Source organism: Pseudomonas sp. KSR10 (assembly GCF_022355455.1).
Lineage (GTDB): Bacteria > Pseudomonadota > Gammaproteobacteria > Pseudomonadales > Pseudomonadaceae > Stutzerimonas > Stutzerimonas stutzeri_E.
This window is the reverse complement of the sequence record NZ_JAKOEN010000023.1, coordinates 45,702-66,341: the sequence shown is the minus strand read 5'-3', so window position 1 is coordinate 66,341 and position 20,640 is coordinate 45,702. Positions and strand designations below refer to the sequence as shown.

Below are 20,640 nucleotides of genomic sequence, written 5' to 3'. Positions count from 1 at the left end.
TCCCGACAAGCCGAGCCGGCGTACAGCCTCGGCGCCTTGCACCTTGTCCTCTCCAGCCCTAGCGGCTGCCATACGGCACTGACCGTCGTTTCACGCATGCGAAAAAACTGGCGTCCCAGGCGAGGTTCGAACTCACAACCTTCCCCTTAGGAGGGGGATGCTCTATCCAATTGAGCTACTGGGACGCATGGCGGGCAGCATGTTAGCGGGCCTTGGCTCGTTTGTCATGCTTGCTGCGGCACCCATGGCATCAACCAGACATCAAAATACCGAATACAAATTCACCCCCACTCGGTCATTGCAATCTGCACGACAGTATTTGACCGCATCATGCAAAGCGCATGAGATCGGCTTATTGATGAACCGTAAGCCATTGAAATAACACAGTTTTTTGTGAGCAAATCCTGGCACGGCGAATGCTTAAGTCATCCAGACCATTTATGCGAAGGAGACGCCGATGCTACGCCCAGCCTTTCTGTTCAGCACCGCGGTTCTGGCTGCTATCACTTCGATGCAAGAAATGCCAGGCCCGGATCGCTTTCCAGCCGCACTACCACAACCCAGCGCACTAACCACACCAAGGCTGTCAGCCCCGGCGCAGACCATCAGCCAGGAAGTAAGCAAGCCTGTGCAGCCGCAACGCTGGGTCTTTTAAGAGATAAGTTTTAATCGCCACAGGTTCCACACGGAGATAAAAAATGTCTGTCTATGGTTGCTTGTTCCTTTTACTCGGCGTTGCTTGCGGTGTTTTGAGCATAGGGGCTAGCCTCCCGGGACTTTGGGATACGCTTGTCGACTGCGGTACCGTCCTTTTCGGGACGCTTTTCGTCATATCCCTAGCCCTCGGTCGGCGGATCAAGTTCGACCCCGTCCTACGCTAGGATGAACGGTTTTAAAGGGCCAGATCAGCGGTAGATCACAGTAAAGGCTATTGGCCACCACCCAAAACCTTTACTGTTCATTTTGTCGTCGTATAATTGACGTCATTAAGTCGTCTAGCATCTTTTTCCTAGGTCGTGGAACAGCAACCGCTGTTTGGTGTCAGACCGGTGACTAGAACGGCAATAAGCCACCATCGCCCACCTGACTAACCGGTTTACTATGCGCCCTATGAAGCAGGCAGTTTATTCCAGCCGCACGGCTGACAAATTCGTGGTTCGGCTACCAGACGGGATGCGCGAGCGTATCGCCGAGGTTGCGCGCAATCATCATCGCAGCATGAACTCTGAGATCATCGCCCGTCTGGAGCAAAGCCTTCTCCAGGAAGGCGCACTTGACGATGATTCGGCTATGCGCCTAGATAGCCCGGAACTGACGCTTCACGAGCGTGAACTCCTTCAGCGCTTCCGCCAACTCGCCCACCGACAGCAGAACGCCCTGATTTCCCTGATTGCACAAGATACCGAAGCCGCAAAAGACGAAGGCTGACAATACCGGTAGCCTGCGGAAGGGTCCAAACGCCTCGGTTCAGCCGGGGCGTTGTCGTTTGCCATTCTTGCCGGTGATCATCCTATCCAACTTTCTGGCTACTTCGTTCCATCCGATACTGACCGAGCGACATCTACGCATCCGCAAAAAAAATGCCCTGCATCTCATCGATACAGGGCCTTATTCTTTAGCGCGACCAGCGAAGCGGCCGCTGTCTAGCCTACAAAACTCAGCAATATTCCTGCCGCAACTGCCGAGCCAATCACGCCCGCCACGTTAGGCCCCATGGCATGCATGAGCAGGAAGTTCTGAGGATTTGCCTCGAGTCCTACCTTATTCGACACCCGTGCAGCCATCGGCACGGCCGATACGCCTGCCGACCCAATCAGAGGATTGATCTTGTTCGTACTGAACATGTTCATCATCTTGGCCATCAGCACGCCTGCTGCAGTGCCGCCGCAAAAGGCGAGCATTCCGAGCAATAGAATCCCAAGCGTCTTTAGCTGTAGAAAGGCTTCGGCCGACAACTTGGACCCAACCGTCAGTCCCAGCGCGATGGTAACGATGTTGATCAAGGCATTGCGCGAAGTATCAGCCAGGCGATCGACCACGCCGCACTCACGCAACAGGTTACCAAAGGCAAACATGCCCACTAGCGGAGCTGCATCGGGCAGCAAAAAGCCAACCATCAAAGCAAGCATGAGCGGGAAGACTATTTTTTCCGCCTGCCCGACATGACGCAGCTGCGTCATGACGATGGCGCGCTCCTCCTTAGTTGTCAGCGCACGCATGATGGGCGGCTGAATCAACGGGACCAGCGCCATGTAGGAGTAGGCCGCCACGGCGATTGGGCCCAACAGATGCGGCGCGAGCTTCGCAGTGACGAAGATCGATGTCGGGCCGTCAGCCCCCCCGATGATAGCGATTGAAGCCGCCTCGCGCAGGGTGAACTCCATGCCCGGAACCCCCATCGCCGCCAGCGCCAAGGCACCGAGCAAGGTGGCGAAGATACCGAACTGCGCCGCCGCACCGAGCAACAAGGTCTTGGGATTGGCGAGCATCGGACCGAAGTCGGTCATTGCTCCCACACCCATGAAAATCAACAACGGAAACACGCTGGTCGGCAGACCGACTTCGTAGAACAGATGAAGAATGCCGGCACCCTCGGCCATGTTGGCGACCGGAATGTTGGCAAGCACGCCACCAAACCCGATCGGGATCAGCAGCAAAGGCTCGAACCCTTTGCGAATCGCCAGATAGATCAATGCCAGGCACACCACGATCATCAGCAGCTGACCGGGCTCCAGGTGATACAAGCCGGTGCTGTGCCATAGCTTGAGCAACTTATCCATGCAGCACTCCTTAAGCGATGGTCAGCAGGCTGTCGCCTACGGACACCGCATCGCCGACCTTGACGTTCACACCGGAGATGGTGCCGGCCTTGAATGCACGGATTTCAGTTTCCATTTTCATGGCTTCGAGGATGATCACGAGATCGCCCTCCTGCACCAACTGACCGGGCTGTACGAGCACCTTGAAGATATTGCCAGCCAGCGGTGCGGGTTGAGGCTCGCCAGCGCCAGCGGCAGGCGCGGAAACGGCTGCGGACGTCGCGCCCGGCATATCACCGAGCGGCTTGAGCCCTTCGATGTCGCCGCCTTCGTTGACCTGCACGACGAACGACCGGCCATTGACCTCGACGGTATAGACCTCGGGGGCGCCAGGCTCGCGTGGCGCCTGCTCGTTACCAGTTGGCATTGGCTCGAAAGCGGCAGCATTGCCCCGGTTCTCGAGAAACTTGAGACCAATCTGAGGAAACAGCGCATATGTCAGAACGTCGTCAATTTCATCCTTAGCCAGCGTAAGGCCTTTGTCCTTCGCCAACCCTTTCAGCTCTGCAGTCAGCTTGTCCATTTCCGGTTGCAGTAGATCGGCAGGACGGCATGTGATGACTTCGGAACCATCTAGCACGCGCTGCTGCAGTTCGGTATTGAAAGGGGCCGGAGCAGCGCCATACTCGCCCTTTAGGATGCCTGCAGTTTCCTTTGTAATGGACTTGTAACGCTCGCCGGTCAGCACGTTGATCACCGCCTGAGTGCCGACGATCTGCGACGTCGGCGTTACCAGCGGGATGAAACCGAGGTCTTCGCGAACACGAGGGATTTCCGCCAGGACCTGATCGAACTTATCGAGGGCGCCCTGCTCCTTCAACTGGCCTTCCATGTTGGTCAGCATGCCACCTGGCACCTGCGCCACAAGAATTCGTGAATCGACCCCCTTCAGTGTGCCTTCGAATTTGGCGTACTTCTTGCGCACCTCGCGGAAATACGCAGCGATCTCTTCCAAAAGCTGCAGATCGAGTCCCGTGTCCCGCTCGGTGCCCTGAAAAATCGCTACCACTGATTCGGTCGGCGAGTGTCCATAGGTCATCGAGAGCGAAGAGATGGCGGTATCGACGTTATCGATTCCAGCCTCAACGGCCTTGAGGATTGCCGCGGTCGACAGGCCCGCCGTCGCATGGCATTGCATATGGATCGGAATGGATAGGCTCGCCTTCAGCCGCGTGACCAACTCATAGGCCGTATACGGCGTAAGAATGCCGGCCATATCCTTGATCGCCACCGAATCCGCGCCCATATCTTCGATCTGCTTGGCCAGATCGACCCACATCTCCAGGGTATGCACAGGACTGGTGGTATAGGAAATGGTGCCCTGGGCATGCTTGCCCTGTCGCTTGACGGCGCGTAGTGCTGTTTCCAGGTTGCGCGGATCGTTCATCGCGTCGAACACACGGAACACGTCGACCCCGTTGATCGCCGCCCTCTCGACGAATTTTTCCACTACGTCATCGGCGTAATGCCGATAGCCCAGCAGGTTCTGACCACGCAACAGCATCTGCTGGCGGGTATTGGGCATCGCTTTCTTCAGTTCGCGAATACGCTCCCACGGGTCCTCACCAAGATAGCGAATACAGGCATCGAAGGTCGCGCCGCCCCAGGATTCAACCGACCAGAAGCCAACCTGATCGAGTTTGCCGGCAATCGGCAACATGTCTTCGAGGCGCACGCGGGTGGCAAGAATGGATTGGTGGGCATCACGTAGCACCACGTCGGTTATACCGAGCGGCTGTTTTGCAGAAATCATGAGCGGAACTCCCTGTTCTGAGTCAACCGCGACGCGCGCGGTGCTGATGAATGGCGGCCTGAATGGCTGCAAGAAGGTCGGCGTCCATTTCAGCCGTGACAGCGGCAGACTTAATGGAGGCAGGCTGAGTTGTCGGCGCGCTATCAAAGCGGCTGATCAAAAAAGACATCAGGCGAATGCAGACAATCAACAAAACGAGGAAGATGAAGACGGAACCTAAGCCGAACAGCATAAGTTCGACACCTTCGAGCAGGAGTTCGCTGGGGGTCATCGGGTTTCCCTTTCAATCAGCAGCTCGGGCCGCCTGTTATTCGCATCGGGTTCAGGGCTTCGCCGGAGCGAAACCCGCGAACATTAGCCCGAATAACAGGCGCAAGGCAAACGCCAAGTCGCCGCAGTTGGAAGGGATCAGAGCAGAAAAACAGTCGCCAAACCGAGGAAAATAAAGAAACCGCCACTGTCGGTCACTGCGGTGATCATGACACTGGCCCCCAGCGCAGGGTCCCGCCCCATCCGAGCCAGCGTCACGGGAATAAGCACACCCATCAAGGCCGCCAGCAACAGGTTTAGCGTCATCGCTGCAGTCATTACGACGCCCAGGGACCAGCTACCATATAGCCAATAGACCACGATGCCGATAACGCCGCCCCATATCAGGCCATTCAGCATCCCGACGCCCGCTTCCTTGCGCAGCAAGCGAGCGCTGTTACCGGTCCCCATCTGATCCAGCGCCATCGCACGAACAATCATCGTGATGGTCTGGTTACCGGAATTACCACCGATGCCGGCCACTATAGGCATCAATGCAGCTAGCGCGACCAGCTTCTCGATCGAGCCGTCGAAAAGGCCGATTACCCGCGAGGCTATAAAAGCCGTGATCAGATTGACCGCCAACCAGGCCCAGCGGTTGCGCAAAGACTTCCAGACCGATGCGAAGATATCTTCTTCTTCACGCAGACCCGCCATGTTGAGCACTTCGCTCTCGCTTTCCTCGCGGATCAGGTCGACCATTTCGTCAATGGTCAAACGTCCGATGAGCTTGCCGCTCTTGTCCACTACCGGCGTGGAAACCAAGTCATAGCGCTCAAACGCTTGGGCCGCCTCGTAGGCATCCGCGTCCGGATGGAATGTCACCGGATCGCTAGCCATGACTTCAGAGACGTGCCGCTCCGGGTCATTGACCAGCAAGCGCTTGATTGGCAGAACGCCTTTGAGCACGCCGTCGTAATCGACGACGAACAGCTTGTCAGTATGTCCAGGCAATTCCTTCAGGCGTCGCAAATAGCGGAGAACCACTTCAAGGCTCACGTCCTCGCGGATCGTGACCATCTCGAAGTCCATCAGCGCACCTACCTGGTCCTCTTCGTAGGACAGCGCCGAGCGGACACGCTCACGCTGCTGCGCATCGAGGGTTTCCATCAACTCATGCACGACGTCGCGAGGTAGCTCTGCAGCTAGGTCCGCCAGCTCATCGGCGTCCATTTCCTTGGCCGCCGCCAGGAGCTCATGATCATCCATGTCGGCGATGAGCGTTTCGCGCACCGCATCGGAGACCTCAAGCAGAATATCGCCATCGCGGTCCGACTTGACCAACTGCCATACCGTCAGACGATCATCGAGCGGTAGCGCCTCGAGGATGTGCGCAATATCCGCGGGATGCAGCTCTTCCAGCTTGCGCTGCAGCTCGACAAGGTTCTGGCGATGCACCAGATTTTCGATCACAGCCTGATGCTGCCCGTCCTGGCTCTGACGATGAGCCAGGTCTTCCACGATCTTGTGGCGATGGAGCAGCTCGACGACTTGCGCCAGACGATCCTGGAGACTTTCTTGCGGTTTTTTTGCTTCTACTTCAGTCATGGCGCACTCCACCCCCAGCGGTCGGAGCGCGCCAGGGATCAATCATTCGAAACGTGATTGGCAAGCGAAAGTTTTATACGACTACTGGGCAAGTCCATGAGGGGGATCCAGAAGCCCAAAAGGGCGGACCACGTGATAATACCATCGCAACCGTTAAGCCAGACCACAAATGCAGGCAATACAATTGCTTGCATCATGGCCTTACGGAGGATTGCTTGTTATCAGTGTCGACGCATTCACGTTACGGGAAGGCACGACTGCGAGGCGATAAATTATTAGCTAGGCTGGTCCGACCCATCGTCAAGGAGGACGACCGTGAACAAGCTACTCGCCGCGGGCTGTTGCGCCCTGCTTTTCGACGCCACTCCATTGCTCGCCGCAAACGTCTATCGCTGCGTCGATGGAGCAGGCAATCTCACGTTCAGCCAACAGGGCTGCCCAGCAAATCAAACCGCTCAGATCCAAGAGGCGCTCAACCCAACGCCAAGCTCTGGCAAAGCCGTACCCATGGCCAAGCCACTGGCGCAACGCAAGCGCACCAAGAAGGAAGCAACAAGATCGCTTACCGTCGTGGGAGAGCAGGACGATGGATGCGGAAACCGTATCACTGGCAATGCGAGGCGCAGCGCGATGATCAGTCAGCAAATCCGCCCCGGCATGACCCGCGCCGACGTCGAAAGCACCTTTGGCGCACCTGACACCGTCACCAGCCGCAATGGACAAGTGCAATATCGCTACAGCGGCAAAGGCCGGACGCGAACCATCAGCTTCGACGAACACGGCTGCGTTCGTGGCAAGCGTTGACCGCATACGAAAAAGGGCCTGCATTGCTGCAGGCCCTTTTCGATTCTGGTGCACTCAGGAGGATTCGAACCTCCGACCGCTCGGTTCGTAGCCGAGTACTCTATCCAGCTGAGCTATGAGTGCATAAGCGCTTGATAAACCAGATCACCGCTGGTTACAACATCGAACCGCATTACTGCCGCTCGTTGCAATATGGTGCACTCAGGAGGATTCGAACCTCCGACCGCTCGGTTCGTAGCCGAGTACTCTATCCAGCTGAGCTATGAGTGCACTGAGGGTGCGCATTATAAGTTTGTAGATGTGTTGGTCAAGCTCTTTGATTCAATGATTTCCCATCAAATCCCAACGCTAAAACCGACTCAAAAACCCATTATGCAAAATGGCGGAGAGGGGGGGATTCGAACCCCCGACACCCTTTTGAGATGTACTCCCTTAGCAGGGGAGCGCCTTCGGCCACTCGGCCACCTCTCCGCAACACGGGGCGCATGATACCCATCTTCGCCCCGCTTGCAAAGCCAAAAATCACATAAATATTAATGGCTTGGTTCTTGATCTTTTTCTTTCTGGATCCGTTGATAAATCTCCTCGCGATGCACCGCTACCTCTTTGGGTGCATTCACTCCAATGCGCACTTGATTTCCTTTGACACCCAGCACAGTGACAGTCACATCGTCACCCACCATCAGGGTCTCTCCGACCCGGCGAGTCAGAATCAGCATTCCTTTCTCCTTAAAACGGATTCAATTCAGTAAACAGTCTGCAAAGATAAAAACGGATAATGTTCCGTGAAACATCGACCCTAGAGCCTTTCACCAGCTATTGACCAGTAGGGGCGACTCTAAAGTTCCTTTTTGCCCCATCTAATTCGACGGAAGGCGCGAATTAGTCGCAATTCTGCCAATCACTCCCCTTTCCCGGCGGGAGCATCCAGTTCAAACGCGGTATGTAGGGCCCGCACCGCCAGCTCCAGATATTTTTCCTCGATTACCACCGACACCTTGATTTCAGAGGTGGAGATCATCTGGATGTTGATGTTTTCCTTCGCCAGCGCCTCGAACATCCGGCTCGCCACGCCCGCATGCGAACGCATGCCAACGCCGACTATCGACACCTTGGCGATATCCACATCGCCGATAACTTCCCGTGCACCCATATCCCGCGCGATGCCTTCAAGGACTTGCAACGCGTTATGGTAGTCGTTCCGGTGGACGGTGAAGGTGAAATCCGTGGTGTTATCGTGCGCGACGTTCTGCACGATCATATCGACTTCGACGTTCGCCGCGCTGATCGGGCCGAGAATCTTGAAGGCTACCCCGGGGGTATCCGGTACGCCACGAATGGTCAGCTTGGCTTCGTCACGATTGAAAGCGATGCCGGAAATGATGGGCTGTTCCATGGATTCCTCTTCATCAAGGGTAATGAGGGTTCCTGGACCCTCCTGAAAGCTGTGCAACACACGCAACGGCACGCTGTATTTGCCGGCGAACTCGACGGCACGAATCTGCAGCACCTTTGAACCGAGGCTCGCCATCTCGAGCATCTCTTCGAAGGTGATCTTGTCGAGACGCTGAGCCTTGGCTACGACGCGAGGATCGGTCGTGTAGACCCCGTCGACGTCGGTATAGATCTGGCATTCGTCCGCCTTCAGCGCAGCGGCCAGGGCCACACCGGTGGTATCCGACCCACCACGACCAAGCGTGGTGATGTTGCCCGCCTCGTCAACGCCCTGAAAACCGGCGACCACGACGACACGGCCCGCCTTGAGCTCCTTGTGAATCTGCTGCGAATCGATCTGGAGAATTCGCGCCTTCGTATGGGCGCTGTCAGTGAGGATACGCACCTGACCGCCGGTATAAGACACCGCCGGCACGCCGATCTTGATCAGCGCCATCGCCAACAGGGCGATGGTGACCTGCTCGCCCGTCGAGACCATGACGTCCAATTCACGAGCAACGGGCTGCTCGCTGATCTGTTTGGCCAGATCGATCAGGCGGTTGGTTTCACCACTCATGGCGGAAACCACCACGACGATGTCGTCGCCATTGTCACGGAACTTCTTGACCTTCGCCGCCACTTGTTCGATGCGCTCGACGGAGCCCACCGAAGTACCTCCAAACTTCTGTACGATCAAAGCCATTTCATCGCCGCCTAAGCCCATCTCGGGCGCTTATTAAACAATCTTCCCAAGCACCGCTATGCACGCGCCCGGTCAGCGTGCCTGCCGGCTCGCAATTCATCGCAACGCGGCCTTTGCCTAAATCGATCAAGCTGACCGGCCACGTCGCCGCTCTGGTTACAAACTTTGCTCAACGAATGCCTGGGCCAGCCCCAGGGCGTCGTCGAGTCGAGCCGCATCGCTGCCGCCGCCTTGCGCCATATCCGGGCGACCGCCACCCTTGCCACCGACAACCGCAGCCGCCTGTTTCATCAGATCGCCCGCTTTTACCCGGCCAGTGAGATCCTGCGTCACGCCAGCCACCAGCACGACTTTCTCGTCCTGCACACCGCCGAGAAGAATCACACCGCTACCAAGCTTGTTCTTCAACTGATCGACCAGCGCCAACAACGCCTTGCCATCCAGGCCATCTACACGCGCAGCCAGCGTTTTCACGCCTTTGACGTCGACAGCGGAGCCGGCCAGATCATTGCCGGTAGCACTGGCCGCCTTGGCCTTAAGCTGCTCGAGCTCCTTTTCCAACTGGCGATTGCGTTCGAGCATCGCGCCCAGCTTGTCCAGTAGGTTTTCGCGGCTGCCCTTGACCAGCGCAGCTGCTTCTTTCAACTGCTCCTCGGCCCCGTTCAAGTACGCCAGGGCCTGCTCGCCGGTGACCGCCTCGATACGTCGCACGCCAGCAGCTACGCCGCCCTCGCTGATGATCTTGAACAGGCCGATGTCACCGGTACGTTTGACGTGGGTGCCGCCACAAAGCTCGACCGAGAAGCCGCCGCCCATGGTCAATACGCGGACCTGATCGCCGTATTTCTCGCCAAACAGGGCCATGGCACCCTTGCTCTTGGCCGTTTCGATGTCGGTTTCCTCGATCTCCACCGCGGTGTTGCTGCGAATCTCGGCATTGACCCTGTCTTCCAGCGCTTTCAGTTGCTCGGGCTTGATCGCCTCGAAATGGCTGAAGTCGAAGCGTAGCCGCTGGCTGTCGACCAGCGAGCCTTTCTGGGTGACGTGGTCGCCGAGCATCTGGCGCAATGCCGCATGCAGTAGATGCGTGGCGGAGTGGTTCAGCGCAGTGGCCTGACGAACCGACGCGTCGACAGTGGCGTCGACGGTCGCCCCGATGTGCAGGCTGCCGCTATCGAGAATGCCGTGATGCAGAAACGCTCCACCCACCTTGCTGGTGTCGCTCACATCGAAGCGCAGGCCTTCCGCGGACAGATAGCCACAATCGCCGATCTGCCCACCGGACTCGGCATAGAACGGCGTCTCGTCGAGAACGACCACACCTGCCTCGCCTGCCGACAGGTGCTGTACCGCCATGCCTTCCTTGAACAGCGCCAGCACTTTGCCGCTTCCAGAGGTTCCTAGATAACCGGTGAAGCGTGTTTCGCCCTCGACCTTGACCAGGCTGTTGTAGTCCATGCCAAAGGCACTGGCCGAACGCGCGCGCTCACGCTGGGCTTCCATTTCACGCTCGAAGCCTTCCTCATCCAGCGTCAGCTCACGCTCACGCGCGATATCTCCAGTGAGATCGACCGGGAAGCCGTAGGTATCGTAAAGCTTGAAGATCACCTCGCCCGGGATGACGCCGCCTTTCAATTCAGCCAGATCCTGCTCAAGAATCTTCAGCCCTTGCTCAAGGGTCTTGGCGAACTGCTCTTCTTCGGTCTTGAGTACGCGCTCGATATGCGCCTGCTGCGTTTTCAGCTCAGAGAAGGCATCACCCATCTCCGCCACCAGAGCTGGGACGATTTTGTGGAAGAAGCTGCCCTTCGCGCCCAGCTTGTTGCCATGGCGGCAGGCGCGACGAATGATGCGTCGCAACACGTAACCACGGCCCTCGTTCGACGGCGTCACGCCATCGGCAATCAGGAAGCCGCAGGAACGGATGTGGTCGGCGACCACTTTGAGCGAAGCCTGGCCATCATTACTGCAACCAATAGCCTGAGCGGAGGCGTTGAGCAGGCTCTGGAAAAGATCGATCTCATAGTTCGAGTTGACGTGCTGCAACACCGCGCTGATGCGCTCCAGCCCCATGCCGGTGTCGACACTAGGCGCCGGAAGCGGATGCATGACGCCGTCCGCCGTACGGTTGAACTGCATGAACACGTTGTTCCAGATCTCGATGTAGCGGTCGCCATCTTCCTCCGGCGAACCGGGCGGACCGCCCCAGATACCCTCGCCATGGTCGAAGAAGATTTCGGTGCAGGGCCCACACGGGCCGGTATCGCCCATCGCCCAGAAATTGTCCGACGCGTAGGGCGCACCCTTGTTGTCACCGATGCGCACCATACGCTCAGCCGGCACGCCGACTTCTTGGGTCCAGAGGTCATAGGCTTCGTCATCGCTGGCGTAGACGGTGACCCACAGTTTGTCCTTGGGCAGATTCAGCCACTTCTCGGATGTCAGGAATTCCCACGCATAGCTGATGGCGTCGCGCTTGAAATAATCGCCGAAGCTGAAGTTACCGAGCATCTCGAAGAAGGTGTGATGCCGCGCGGTGTAACCGACGTTCTCCAGATCATTGTGCTTGCCGCCGGCACGGACGCACTTCTGGCTGGTGGCCGCGCGGGTATAGGCGCGCTTTTCCAGACCGAGGAAGCAGTCCTTGAACTGGTTCATACCGGCATTGGTGAACAACAGAGTCGGATCGTTCGCCGGAATCAGCGAACTGGAGGCCACACGGGTGTGACCCTTCTCTTCGAAGAAGCGGAGGAAGGCTTCACGGATTTCTGCGCTTTTCATAGATTTCTTCCAGAGGACTGCGGCCGAACGGCTGCAAAACGACACGGCGAGGCGGCACCGGGAGCCGGTTCGCAGCTATCCAAACGGATAGCCGGCAAAGGGCCGCATTATATCGGGCCTACGCCGCGCGCATAGAGGATAAATAAGATTGAATCAAGCTATTCGATAGCGATTCGGACCTATGCGCCGGCGAACGCGGCAAAGCTTTCCAGGATCGGCTCGACATGCTCGGGCCGTACATCCAGATGCGTCACCATCCGCAGCCGCGGTGCCGCAGTCAAAAGCACGCCACGCTCGGCGCAGAATGCCTTCAGCGCCGCAGCGCGATCACCCATCTGCACATAGACCATGTTCGTCTGCACCGGCTCGACCGCGTAACCCAGCGCACCCAGCCCTTCGGCGATAGCCTGCGCGCGCTGGTGATCGTGCACCAGACGCTGCACATGATGCTCCAGTGCGTAGAGCCCTGCCGCAGCCAGCATGCCCGCCTGACGCATGCCACCACCGACCATCTTGCGCAAGCGCCGTGCCCGGGAAATCAAAGATTCATCGCCGCAAAGCACCGAGCCGACCGGGGCACCAAGCCCCTTTGAAAGGCACACCGATACCGAGTCGAAGTGACGGCTGATGTCCTCAGCAGAGCAACCCAGCTTGACCACCGCATTGAACAATCGAGCGCCGTCGAGATGCAGGGCAAGCCCCCGCTCGCGCGTGAACGAACGCGCCTCGGCCAGATATTCAAGGGGCAAAACTTTGCCCTGCATGGTGTTTTCCAGCGCCAGCAGGCGGGTACGGGCGAAATGAAAATCGTCCGGCTTGATCGCTGCTGCGACACGATCCAGGTCTAGAGAACCATCCGCTTCCATCTCGATCGGCTGTGGCTGAATCGAGCCGAGCACCGCGGCGCCACCAGCCTCGTATTTATAGGCATGCGCCAGTTGTCCGGCGATGTACTCATCGCCACGTTGGCAATGCGACATGAGCGCCAGCAGGTTGCTCATGGTCCCGCTGGGCACGAACAGTCCGGCGTTCAGCCCCAGTTGCGCCGCCAGCGTCTGCTCCAGCCGACAAACCGTCGGATCTTCGCCGTAAACATCGTCTCCGGTAGGCGCGTTCAGCATGGCTTCACGCATGCCAGCCGTGGGCTGGGTAACCGTATCGCTGCGAAGATCGATAAAACTCATGGAATTCCCTTGATCAATGACCCCCGCCGTACTGGAGATGGAAACGCGTCGCGCCCTTGCGACTAACGCAACAGACGAACATCCAGGACTTTCGAGCCACCACCCAACAGCGTTTCGGTGATGGCGATGAAGTCCTCGGTAGTGACCTTATCGAGACGCATCAGGCCGCGTGCGACGTCGTCCAAGGAGTGGCGGCTCTTGCTGCGCTGCCGGATTTCCTTGTCGAGATCCTGAAGCAGCAGCACGGCCCTCGCGGTAACCCGGCCAGTTGAGCGCTCGGTCCGCAGGCTGTCCACCTTGCGACTCCACTTGGTCAGGTGATCCCGAACCGCCTGGTAACGATCCTCGCTCATGCCACCGGCACGACGAACCAGTTCGATGGCGTAGTACTCGGCCAAGCCTTCGGTGATCCAGTCGCTGCGATCGGCATCGGTGATACGGCTGAACACGTGTACGAGCTCATGCACCAACGAACTGGTTCCGTTCTCGCTGACCAGCGGGCGATCGGCGTGCATGAACAGTGAATTCGGCCGGGACAACCCACCCCGCCACATCGGATCACCAGCCCCGACGATCAACAGCTTCTTGGGATCGCGCGGAAAAACGTTCTGCATCTCCGGCCAGACGAAGGTGAGCAACGTGAGAATATCCATCCGCCGCAGCCCTTCGCCCACTGGCCCCGCGACCGTGACGTCGGTTTCCCCCAGCTTGGCGCGGCGACTACCGAGCTTGCCGGCTAGTATCCAGCCGGTCGGCCGGTCAAAAAGACGTTCACGGTTATCAACACGGAAGCGATTCTCGCCGATGCGCGGCCAACCGGTCTCGACGCTCTTCCAACCCTCGGGCAGCTCGATACGCAGTCGGGAAATCAGCCTGACCCCATCCTGCTGGCTCACCCGACCAGCAGGGATCAGATCATCACCACGAAGCAGCGCCCAGTCGTCCGTCATTCGCGCATCGAAGCGGCCACTTTTACGTTGATGGCTGACCTTTACCCGATAGCTCAGCCGCGCCTTGCCGGCAGCCGGTTGCCAGACGCCGCGACCACCCGCCTCCTCCCAGCTGCCTTGAGCATCGGTTTCGAAATCGCTATACAGGCCCTCGTCACTAAGGTTGAAGTCGAGCTGCCTGATGGCGCTGCCCTCCTCGAGCAACAGCTGGACCTCGGCAACGTCCTGCTCGGGAACGAATTTGACGACGAAATCCAGATCGACCTGCCTGGCCGCATGGGCTGGGGCGGTGAATAGCAGCAATAGAACGGCTAACAGCGGTAACTGACGGAGGGACATCGAGCAGCTCCAAGTTGGGGGCATTGCTATGACGACGTGGTCAGCGGTTGATTCAACCGGCTCGGAAAATCAGGTGGTCTTCCCAATCCTCGTCCGCGACGGAGCCCTCGGCGATCATTCGGCCGGACTGGGAAATGCGCTCGGCATGCACGGCGTCCCGATCACCACACACCAGATGGTGCCAAAGCGGAAGGTCTTTGCCTTCGGCCACGAGCCGATAGCCACAGGTGGTCGGCAGCCACTTGAACTGGGCAGCGTCCTCCGCATTCAGCTGAACGCAATCGGGTACGCTGGCCCGCCGGTTGGGGTAGTCGGTGCAGCGACAGGTTTTCAGATCGAGCAGTTTGCAGGCGACGCGGGTGTAATAGACGCTGCCGTCCTCTTCGTCTTCGAGCTTTTGCAGGCAGCACAACCCGCAACCATCGCAAAGGGATTCCCACTCGACCGAGTCCAGCTCGGCGAGGGTCTTGCGCTTCCAGAAGGGTTCGACTTTTGCCGCCATGAAAATAGCCATCTCGAATAAAGATGCGAGTCTAGCCACTGGCGTGCAGCGGGCCAAGTCTGACGGCACTTGGGCCATAAGCGATCAGCCGCGCGTACCGCGACCGATCACTTGCATACGGGCGCTACACCGGGTCGTTGCGACGTAGCAACTCCTCGGGCAGATGTTCGATGTATTCCTCCTCAGGCGGTGGCATCTGCAGGTGATAGCCCTGCTTTTCCAGGTTATCCAGCACCGTCGCGATGTCCTCGCGCGCCAGCTTGCGCTCAGGTGTCAGGACTATGTCAAAGGCATGCTGCGGCGGACCGAAGGCAGCCAGCAACGCGTCAGGCACTCGTGCCAGCGCCTCGCTGCGTTCGACGTACAGATACATTTCGCTCTTGCGCGGGCTTCTATAAATGGAGCAGATGCGTTTCATGGTTTCGCTTCCAGCACTTCAATAAGGGCTTGGCCCATCCGCTCGCGACGCCAACCGCGCAGCGAATCGGGCAGCTCGTAGGGGCCATCCGGATATCCGCTTTTCAGCAAGGCTTCAAGCACCTTCTTGCGCAACATCAGTTCAGGAGCGATATCCAGGAGCTGTGCCTCCCGCTGACCGACAGCACGTAATTTCTTCAGCAACCCCGACGCCTCCAACGGTAATGGTTCCGGCAACGGTTCAGGGCAGTCTTGCTCAGGCGTGGCGGCAGCGGCGCGGATCAGCTCGAGCAAGGTTTCACCATCCTGACGCACGGTGCGAGGATGCATGTCGTCAATACGCGCCAGGCTGACCAGATCGGCTGGCTGAGTACGTGCCAGCGGCCAAAGACTATGCTCACGCAAAACCCGATTACGCGGCTGATTGCGCGCCCGCGCCTCACGTTCGCGCCAGGCGGCCAGCACCCGCAATACAGCAAGCTGCCGTGGTTTGAGTCGCCAGGCCTGCTTGACCTCACGGTAGGCTTCATCGGGATCGGTTTCGCGCTGCAGGTTCGCGACCAATTCGGCACCGTCTTCCAGAACCCAGGCGCGCTTGTCATCGGACAGCTTCGGTAGCAACGCCTCGTACAGCTCAGCCAGATGCTGCGCATCTTCGGCGGCATAACGCACCTGCATTTCGCTCAGCGGTCGCTGTAGCCAGTCGGAGCGCGTCTCGCCCTTGGGCAGCTCGATGTCGAGCACACTCTGCACCAGACGCGAATAGCCCATGGAGAAGCCGATATTCAAATAGCCGGCAGCCAGCTGTGTATCGAACAACGGTGCTGGCAGGCTGCCAGTCAAGCGCCACAGCACTTCAAGATCTTCGCTGCAGGCGTGCAGTACCTTGACCACATGCGGATCTTCCAGCAGACCGGCAAACGCTGCCCAATCGGCAATCAGCAATGGGTCGATCAAATAGGCACATCGCCCGTCACCAACCTGCAGCAGAGCGGCGATCGGATAGAACGTATCGACCCGCATGAACTCGGTATCCACCGCTACATAAGGCAGCTGGCGCCACTCGGCACAAAGGCGGGCCAGATGTGCATCATCCAGCACCCATTGAGTTTCGATGGCCACTAGGCCCTCCTTGTTGTTTGAAATACGACCGGCGGGCGGGCGAAGAGGCGCGCAGTATATATCGCGTCCCGCTATTCGCAGCGCAATCATCGGACGCGACGATTCGCGTGATAACGTTTTGCCGACAATCCGAAGGGAGCCCTGCCATGCCGCTTGCTCAACTGATCGATAGCGAACAACTGTCCGCACGCCTGTTCCAGCCAAACCTGCGTATCCTCGACTGCCGTTTTGCCCTGGACGACCCCGACTACGGTAGGCACAGCTACGAGCAGGCTCATATTCCCGGCGCGGTGTTTCTCGATCTGGAAAAGGATCTGTCGGGCCCGGTAGTCCCCGGTCAGACCGGTCGACATCCGCTGCCGCAACCGGACGAACTGGCTGCACGACTGCGCGCCGCAGGTCTGGCTGATGACAGCGAAGTGGTGCTCTACGATGACGGCCCCGGCGCCTTTGCCGCCAGAGCCTGGTGGCTACTGGCATGGCTGGGCAAGCGCACCGGCGTGTACCTGCTGGACGGCGGTTACCGGGCCTGGTGCGAGGCCGGTGGGGCCGTAACTGACGGCCCGACCAGCATTTTGCCGAGCGATTTCGAAGGCAGTGCGGATGACAGCCTGCTGATCGATGCGCAACAACTGCTCACACGTCTGGAGCAACCCGATCTGACCTTGCTCGACGCGCGCGCCCTACCCCGCTTTCTCGGCGAGCAGGAACCCATCGACCCAGTGGCCGGACACATTCCGGGCGCTCGCTGCGTGCCATTCACCGAGAACCTCGACGCCAATGGGCGTTTTCTTCCGCCAGAGCAGCTGCGCGCGCGATTCGATCAGCAACTGGCGGACCGGCCCACGGATACGCTGGTGGCCTACTGCGGATCTGGCGTAACGGCCTGCCATAATCTGTTTGCGCTGTGCCTCGCCGGCTATCCACTGGGCAAACTTTATTCTGGCTCGTGGAGCGAGTGGATTACAGATCCAGGTCGACCTGTCGCTTCATCGCACCGACAAAAACATGACTAAATAGTCAAAGTACGTCCATACGGTTTTATCGGCTATTCGACCATTTATCGGCGCCGATCGTCGTTCTTTACGAAAAATTGCACTCTTTCCTTTGCGACGAATCATAGAAGCTTGATAGGGTCCGAGCCGCTTTTTCCCCCTGGAGTACAACAATGAGAACAACTTGGTTGAAGACCGCCATTGCCGTAGCTGTAGGCGCCCTTTCCACTCAGGCCATGGCTGCCGGCTTCGCCCTTAACGAGCAAAGCATCAGCGGCATGGGCACCTCGTTCGCGGGCCGCTCCTCTTCTGCCGATGACGCCACCACCCTGTTCGGCAATCCAGCCGGCATGTCCCGCCTCAAGCGTGAAGAAGTCAGCTTTGGGATGGCGGCCATCAATGCCAAGACTGATATCAAAAACGCCAGTGGCGCACCAGGCAGCAACGACGGCGACATGGTTCCGGTCACTGCCGTTCCGATGGGTTACTACGTCAATCCACTGGATGACAAATGGGCCGTCGGTGTCGGCATCTATGTCCCATTCGGCCTGATCACGGACTACGAAAGCGGATTCTCCGGTCGCTACCATGGCGATTACAGCGAAGTTCGTGTCATCACTGTGCAGCCTACCGTCAGCTATCGCTTCAATGAAAAGTTGTCGGTCGGCTTTGGCCCGACGATCAACCGAATCGATGGGCAACTGGAAAGCGCCGTGCCGCCGGTGCTCGGCACAAGCGACAGCCGAGTGAAAATCAAAGGCGACGATACGGCGCTGGGCTTCAATGTTGGTGTGCTGTACGAATTCAGCCCCCGTACCCGCGCAGGCGTTACCTACCACTCCAAGGTCGATTACACACTGGAAGGTGACACCCGCGTGTCAGGCAACGACCCGGCTCTGGGTTTTGTCGGCGCCTATGGCAAATACGATGCATCCCTAGATCTGGAAACGCCTGAATCCATCGATTTCTCGCTTACCCATGAGCTGAACGATCAGTGGACCATCTACGGCGGAGCCATGCTGACTCGCTGGAGCCGCCTTGAGACGATCATGGTGGAGAACGAGGGTGTTGCGCCTGGCCCGGCATCGGCCAGCTTCGGCACCATCGAAGAAGAGCAGGACTGGCACGACACCTGGTCTTATGCGCTGGGTGCCGCCTACAAGCTGAACAAGCAATGGACCCTGCGCACAGGCTTGGCCTTCGATCAGAGCCCTACCAACAACACGCATCGCTCGCCACGTATCCCAACGGGTGATCGGACCGCAGTAAGTTTTGGTCTGGCCTGGAATCCGAGCGATGATGTGACTGTTGACCTGGCCTACTCCTATCTATGGGAAGAAGACGCCAAGATCCGCCAAGCGTCATACAACGCCACCTACGAAAACAGCGCCCATGGTTTCGGCGCTGCCATGACTTACCGCTTCTGATGCACCCCGCCCCGACCGCTCGGTCGGGGCCACCTTTCTCGCTCGCTACTTGCCCAGCGCCTTTTCAATTGCCGCGATCAGCTTCGGATCGTCCGGCTCGACCTTGCTGGAAAAATAATCGACGACATGGCCGTCACGGTCGACCACGTACTTGTAAAAATTCCAGCGCGGCGCCCCACCGGCCTGTTTGGCCAATTCCTTGAACAGCGGTGTCGCATCGCTGCCTCTGACCGGTTGCGTTTGCGCCATTGGAAAGGTCACGCCGTAGTCGACGTAGCAAACCTTTGCTGTCTCCGCGGCATCGTCAGATTCTTGAAAGAAGTCGTCGGACGGCACGCCCAGCACCACCAGCCCGTGATCCTTGTAACGCTGGTATAGCGCCTCCAGCCCTTTGAACTGCGGGGCGAAGCCACAGAAGCTGGCGGTGTTCACCACCACCAGTGCCTGGCCGTTGAACTGGCATAAATCAATGGTTTCTTTCGAGCGCAGCTTCGGCAGTTCATGTTGCAGCAAGGCCGGGCATTCTTGAGCGGCTACCGGGCCGGCCAGCAGCGCCAAGGCGAGCGAGGCGGCATACAGATGCATTCTCATTGGAAATCTCCAGACGGGATCTCGCCCACGCTACTCCCGCGACAGCAAGCCAGCAACGCCTGGCCTGTCAGGCCACAGCATTCTCGACGACGCTATATACAAATTTATATAACGCTTGTCAGAATAGCCGCGACTGACAGGAGCCAAACATGAGCGATCCGAGAGACTTCGAGCCGCTACGCATCGATGGGCAACTCTGGTTCAACCGCGGCGAGAAAGGCTATCTCGGAGGCAAACGCATCGAGCTGCTCCAACAGATCGAGGCAACGGGCTCCATTACTCGCGCAGCCAAGGCCATCGGCCTCAGCTACAAGGCGGCCTGGGACGCGGTGGATGCCATGAACAATTTATCGGAGCGCCCGCTGGTGACGCGGGCAGCCGGCGGCGCCAAAGGCGGGGGTACCCAGCTAACCGACTTCGGCCGCGAGATGCTCCACGTCTGGCAACGCATGCAGTACGAATATGAACGTTTCCTCGCGCATGTGGCGCAAGGCATCGAAGGGTTCGAGGACATCGACAAGCTACTCAGGGCTATCGCCATGAAAACCAGCGCACGCAACCAGTTTCGAGGCCGCATCACCCATGTGGAAAAAGGCGCGGTGAACGGCAGCCTGAGCCTTGATATCGGTGACGGCCAGTCGATCACCGCCACCCTGACCAACGACAGTATCGACGAGCTCCAGCTGGCTCACGGCAAGACCGCAATGGCGTTGATCAAGGCCAGCTTCGTGCTGCTATCACCTGACCCCGCCGTGAAGATCAGCGCACGCAACCGGCTGAGCGGCACCATTAGCGGCCTGACGCCCGGCGCGGTGAACTGTGACGTCAAGCTGCGGCTGCCCGGAGATCGCACGCTGGGCGCAGTGATCACCAATGAAAGCGCCGAAGCGCTCGGATTGGCGGTCGGACAGCCCTGTACCGCGCTGATCAAGGCTTCGCACGTCATCATCGCAGTCGATTGA

General features: G+C 58.6%; 19 protein-coding genes and 4 tRNA genes. 6 read left to right on the top strand and 17 right to left on the bottom strand.

Annotation, left to right across the window (positions count from 1 at the left end; translation table 11 throughout):
• Positions 1 to 108: 108 nt before the first annotated feature.
• Positions 109 to 185: transfer RNA gene (locus MCB86_RS19945), tRNA-Arg, on the bottom strand.
• 513 nt (positions 186 to 698) lie between these two features.
• On the opposite strand from MCB86_RS19945, the gene MCB86_RS23050 reads away from it, so the two are divergent.
• Both MCB86_RS23050 and MCB86_RS19940 read left to right on the top strand, forming a co-directional pair.
• Positions 699 to 881, top strand: a complete 183-nt coding sequence (locus MCB86_RS23050) for a PA3371 family protein (RefSeq protein ID WP_045161335.1) — start codon at positions 699 to 701, stop codon at positions 879 to 881.
• A 220-nt stretch (positions 882 to 1,101) separates the two neighbouring features.
• The gene (locus MCB86_RS19940) at positions 1,102 to 1,428 is read left to right on the top strand and encodes an Arc family DNA-binding protein (RefSeq protein WP_045161334.1); all 327 of its coding nucleotides are present in this window, start codon (positions 1,102 to 1,104) and stop codon (positions 1,426 to 1,428) included.
• A gap of 215 nt (positions 1,429 to 1,643) precedes the next feature.
• Here the strand turns inward: MCB86_RS19940 and MCB86_RS19935 are convergent, their stop codons facing one another.
• The 4 genes from MCB86_RS19935 to mgtE all read right to left on the bottom strand — a co-directional run bounded on the left by MCB86_RS19935 (position 1,644) and on the right by mgtE (position 6,429).
• On the bottom strand, positions 1,644 to 2,780 hold the full coding sequence (locus MCB86_RS19935; RefSeq protein WP_045161333.1) for a sodium ion-translocating decarboxylase subunit beta: 1,137 nt from the start codon (positions 2,778 to 2,780) through the stop codon (positions 1,644 to 1,646).
• 10 nt (positions 2,781 to 2,790) lie between these two features.
• Positions 2,791 to 4,572 (bottom strand): sodium-extruding oxaloacetate decarboxylase subunit alpha, encoded by a 1,782-nt coding sequence (oadA, locus tag MCB86_RS19930; protein WP_239611968.1) that lies wholly within the window; start codon positions 4,570 to 4,572, stop codon positions 2,791 to 2,793.
• Between the two features lie 22 nt (positions 4,573 to 4,594).
• Positions 4,595 to 4,843, bottom strand: a complete 249-nt coding sequence (locus tag MCB86_RS19925) for an OadG family transporter subunit (protein WP_239611967.1) — start codon at positions 4,841 to 4,843, stop codon at positions 4,595 to 4,597.
• A gap of 137 nt (positions 4,844 to 4,980) precedes the next feature.
• A complete protein-coding gene (gene mgtE / locus MCB86_RS19920; RefSeq protein WP_045161329.1) occupies positions 4,981 to 6,429 on the bottom strand; it encodes a magnesium transporter in 1,449 nt (482 codons plus the stop codon).
• 315 nt (positions 6,430 to 6,744) lie between these two features.
• On the opposite strand from mgtE, the gene MCB86_RS19915 reads away from it, so the two are divergent.
• Complete coding sequence (locus tag MCB86_RS19915; protein ID WP_045161327.1) at positions 6,745 to 7,233, top strand: DUF4124 domain-containing protein; 489 nt, start codon at positions 6,745 to 6,747, stop codon at positions 7,231 to 7,233.
• Between the two features lie 46 nt (positions 7,234 to 7,279).
• Here the strand turns inward: MCB86_RS19915 and MCB86_RS19910 are convergent.
• The 11 genes from MCB86_RS19910 to rnd all read right to left on the bottom strand — a co-directional run bounded on the left by MCB86_RS19910 (position 7,280) and on the right by rnd (position 16,665).
• A tRNA-Arg gene (locus MCB86_RS19910) sits at positions 7,280 to 7,356 on the bottom strand.
• A gap of 70 nt (positions 7,357 to 7,426) precedes the next feature.
• Positions 7,427 to 7,503 (bottom strand) — tRNA-Arg (locus tag MCB86_RS19905).
• Positions 7,504 to 7,613: 110 nt separating this feature from the next.
• A tRNA-Ser gene (locus tag MCB86_RS19900) sits at positions 7,614 to 7,704 on the bottom strand.
• A 62-nt stretch (positions 7,705 to 7,766) separates the two neighbouring features.
• Positions 7,767 to 7,952 (bottom strand): carbon storage regulator CsrA, encoded by a 186-nt coding sequence (csrA, locus tag MCB86_RS19895; protein WP_003283978.1) that lies wholly within the window; start codon positions 7,950 to 7,952, stop codon positions 7,767 to 7,769.
• Positions 7,953 to 8,134: 182 nt separating this feature from the next.
• Entirely contained in the window at positions 8,135 to 9,370 is a 1,236-nt protein-coding gene (locus MCB86_RS19890; protein ID WP_045161178.1) for an aspartate kinase, read from the bottom strand.
• A 156-nt stretch (positions 9,371 to 9,526) separates the two neighbouring features.
• A complete protein-coding gene (gene alaS / locus MCB86_RS19885) occupies positions 9,527 to 12,151 on the bottom strand; it encodes an alanine--tRNA ligase (protein WP_239611966.1) in 2,625 nt (874 codons plus the stop codon).
• A gap of 179 nt (positions 12,152 to 12,330) precedes the next feature.
• On the bottom strand, positions 12,331 to 13,335 hold the full coding sequence (gene ltaE / locus MCB86_RS19880) for a low-specificity L-threonine aldolase (protein ID WP_239611965.1): 1,005 nt from the start codon (positions 13,333 to 13,335) through the stop codon (positions 12,331 to 12,333).
• A 62-nt stretch (positions 13,336 to 13,397) separates the two neighbouring features.
• On the bottom strand, positions 13,398 to 14,624 hold the full coding sequence (locus MCB86_RS19875) for a hypothetical protein (protein WP_239611964.1): 1,227 nt from the start codon (positions 14,622 to 14,624) through the stop codon (positions 13,398 to 13,400).
• Positions 14,625 to 14,676: 52 nt separating this feature from the next.
• Positions 14,677 to 15,126, bottom strand: coding sequence for a YcgN family cysteine cluster protein (locus MCB86_RS19870; RefSeq protein ID WP_045161177.1), 450 nt, complete (start codon positions 15,124 to 15,126; stop codon positions 14,677 to 14,679).
• Positions 15,127 to 15,250: 124 nt separating this feature from the next.
• The gene (locus MCB86_RS19865) at positions 15,251 to 15,544 is read right to left on the bottom strand and encodes a YcgL domain-containing protein (protein WP_239611963.1); all 294 of its coding nucleotides are present in this window, start codon (positions 15,542 to 15,544) and stop codon (positions 15,251 to 15,253) included.
• Positions 15,541 to 16,665: a ribonuclease D gene (gene rnd / locus MCB86_RS19860; protein ID WP_239611962.1), complete on the bottom strand. Its 1,125-nt coding sequence runs from the start codon at positions 16,663 to 16,665 to the stop codon at positions 15,541 to 15,543. Before rnd ends, MCB86_RS19865 begins: the two co-directional genes overlap by 4 nt.
• Positions 16,666 to 16,811: 146 nt before the next feature.
• Here rnd and MCB86_RS19855 point away from each other — a divergent pair, with 146 nt between their 5' ends.
• Positions 16,812 to 17,681, top strand: a complete 870-nt coding sequence (locus MCB86_RS19855; RefSeq protein WP_239611961.1) for a sulfurtransferase — start codon at positions 16,812 to 16,814, stop codon at positions 17,679 to 17,681.
• Positions 17,682 to 17,833: 152 nt separating this feature from the next.
• Positions 17,834 to 19,087: an outer membrane protein transport protein gene (locus MCB86_RS19850; RefSeq protein ID WP_045161164.1), complete on the top strand. Its 1,254-nt coding sequence runs from the start codon at positions 17,834 to 17,836 to the stop codon at positions 19,085 to 19,087.
• Positions 19,088 to 19,132: 45 nt separating this feature from the next.
• On the opposite strand, the gene MCB86_RS19845 is transcribed toward MCB86_RS19850, so the two are convergent.
• A complete protein-coding gene (locus MCB86_RS19845; protein WP_239612128.1) occupies positions 19,133 to 19,672 on the bottom strand; it encodes a glutathione peroxidase in 540 nt (179 codons plus the stop codon).
• Positions 19,673 to 19,827: 155 nt separating this feature from the next.
• On the opposite strand from MCB86_RS19845, the gene MCB86_RS19840 reads away from it, so the two are divergent.
• Positions 19,828 to 20,640 carry a TOBE domain-containing protein gene (locus MCB86_RS19840; RefSeq protein ID WP_239611960.1) on the top strand — a complete coding sequence of 271 codons (813 nt, stop codon included), beginning with the start codon at positions 19,828 to 19,830 and terminating at the stop codon, positions 20,638 to 20,640.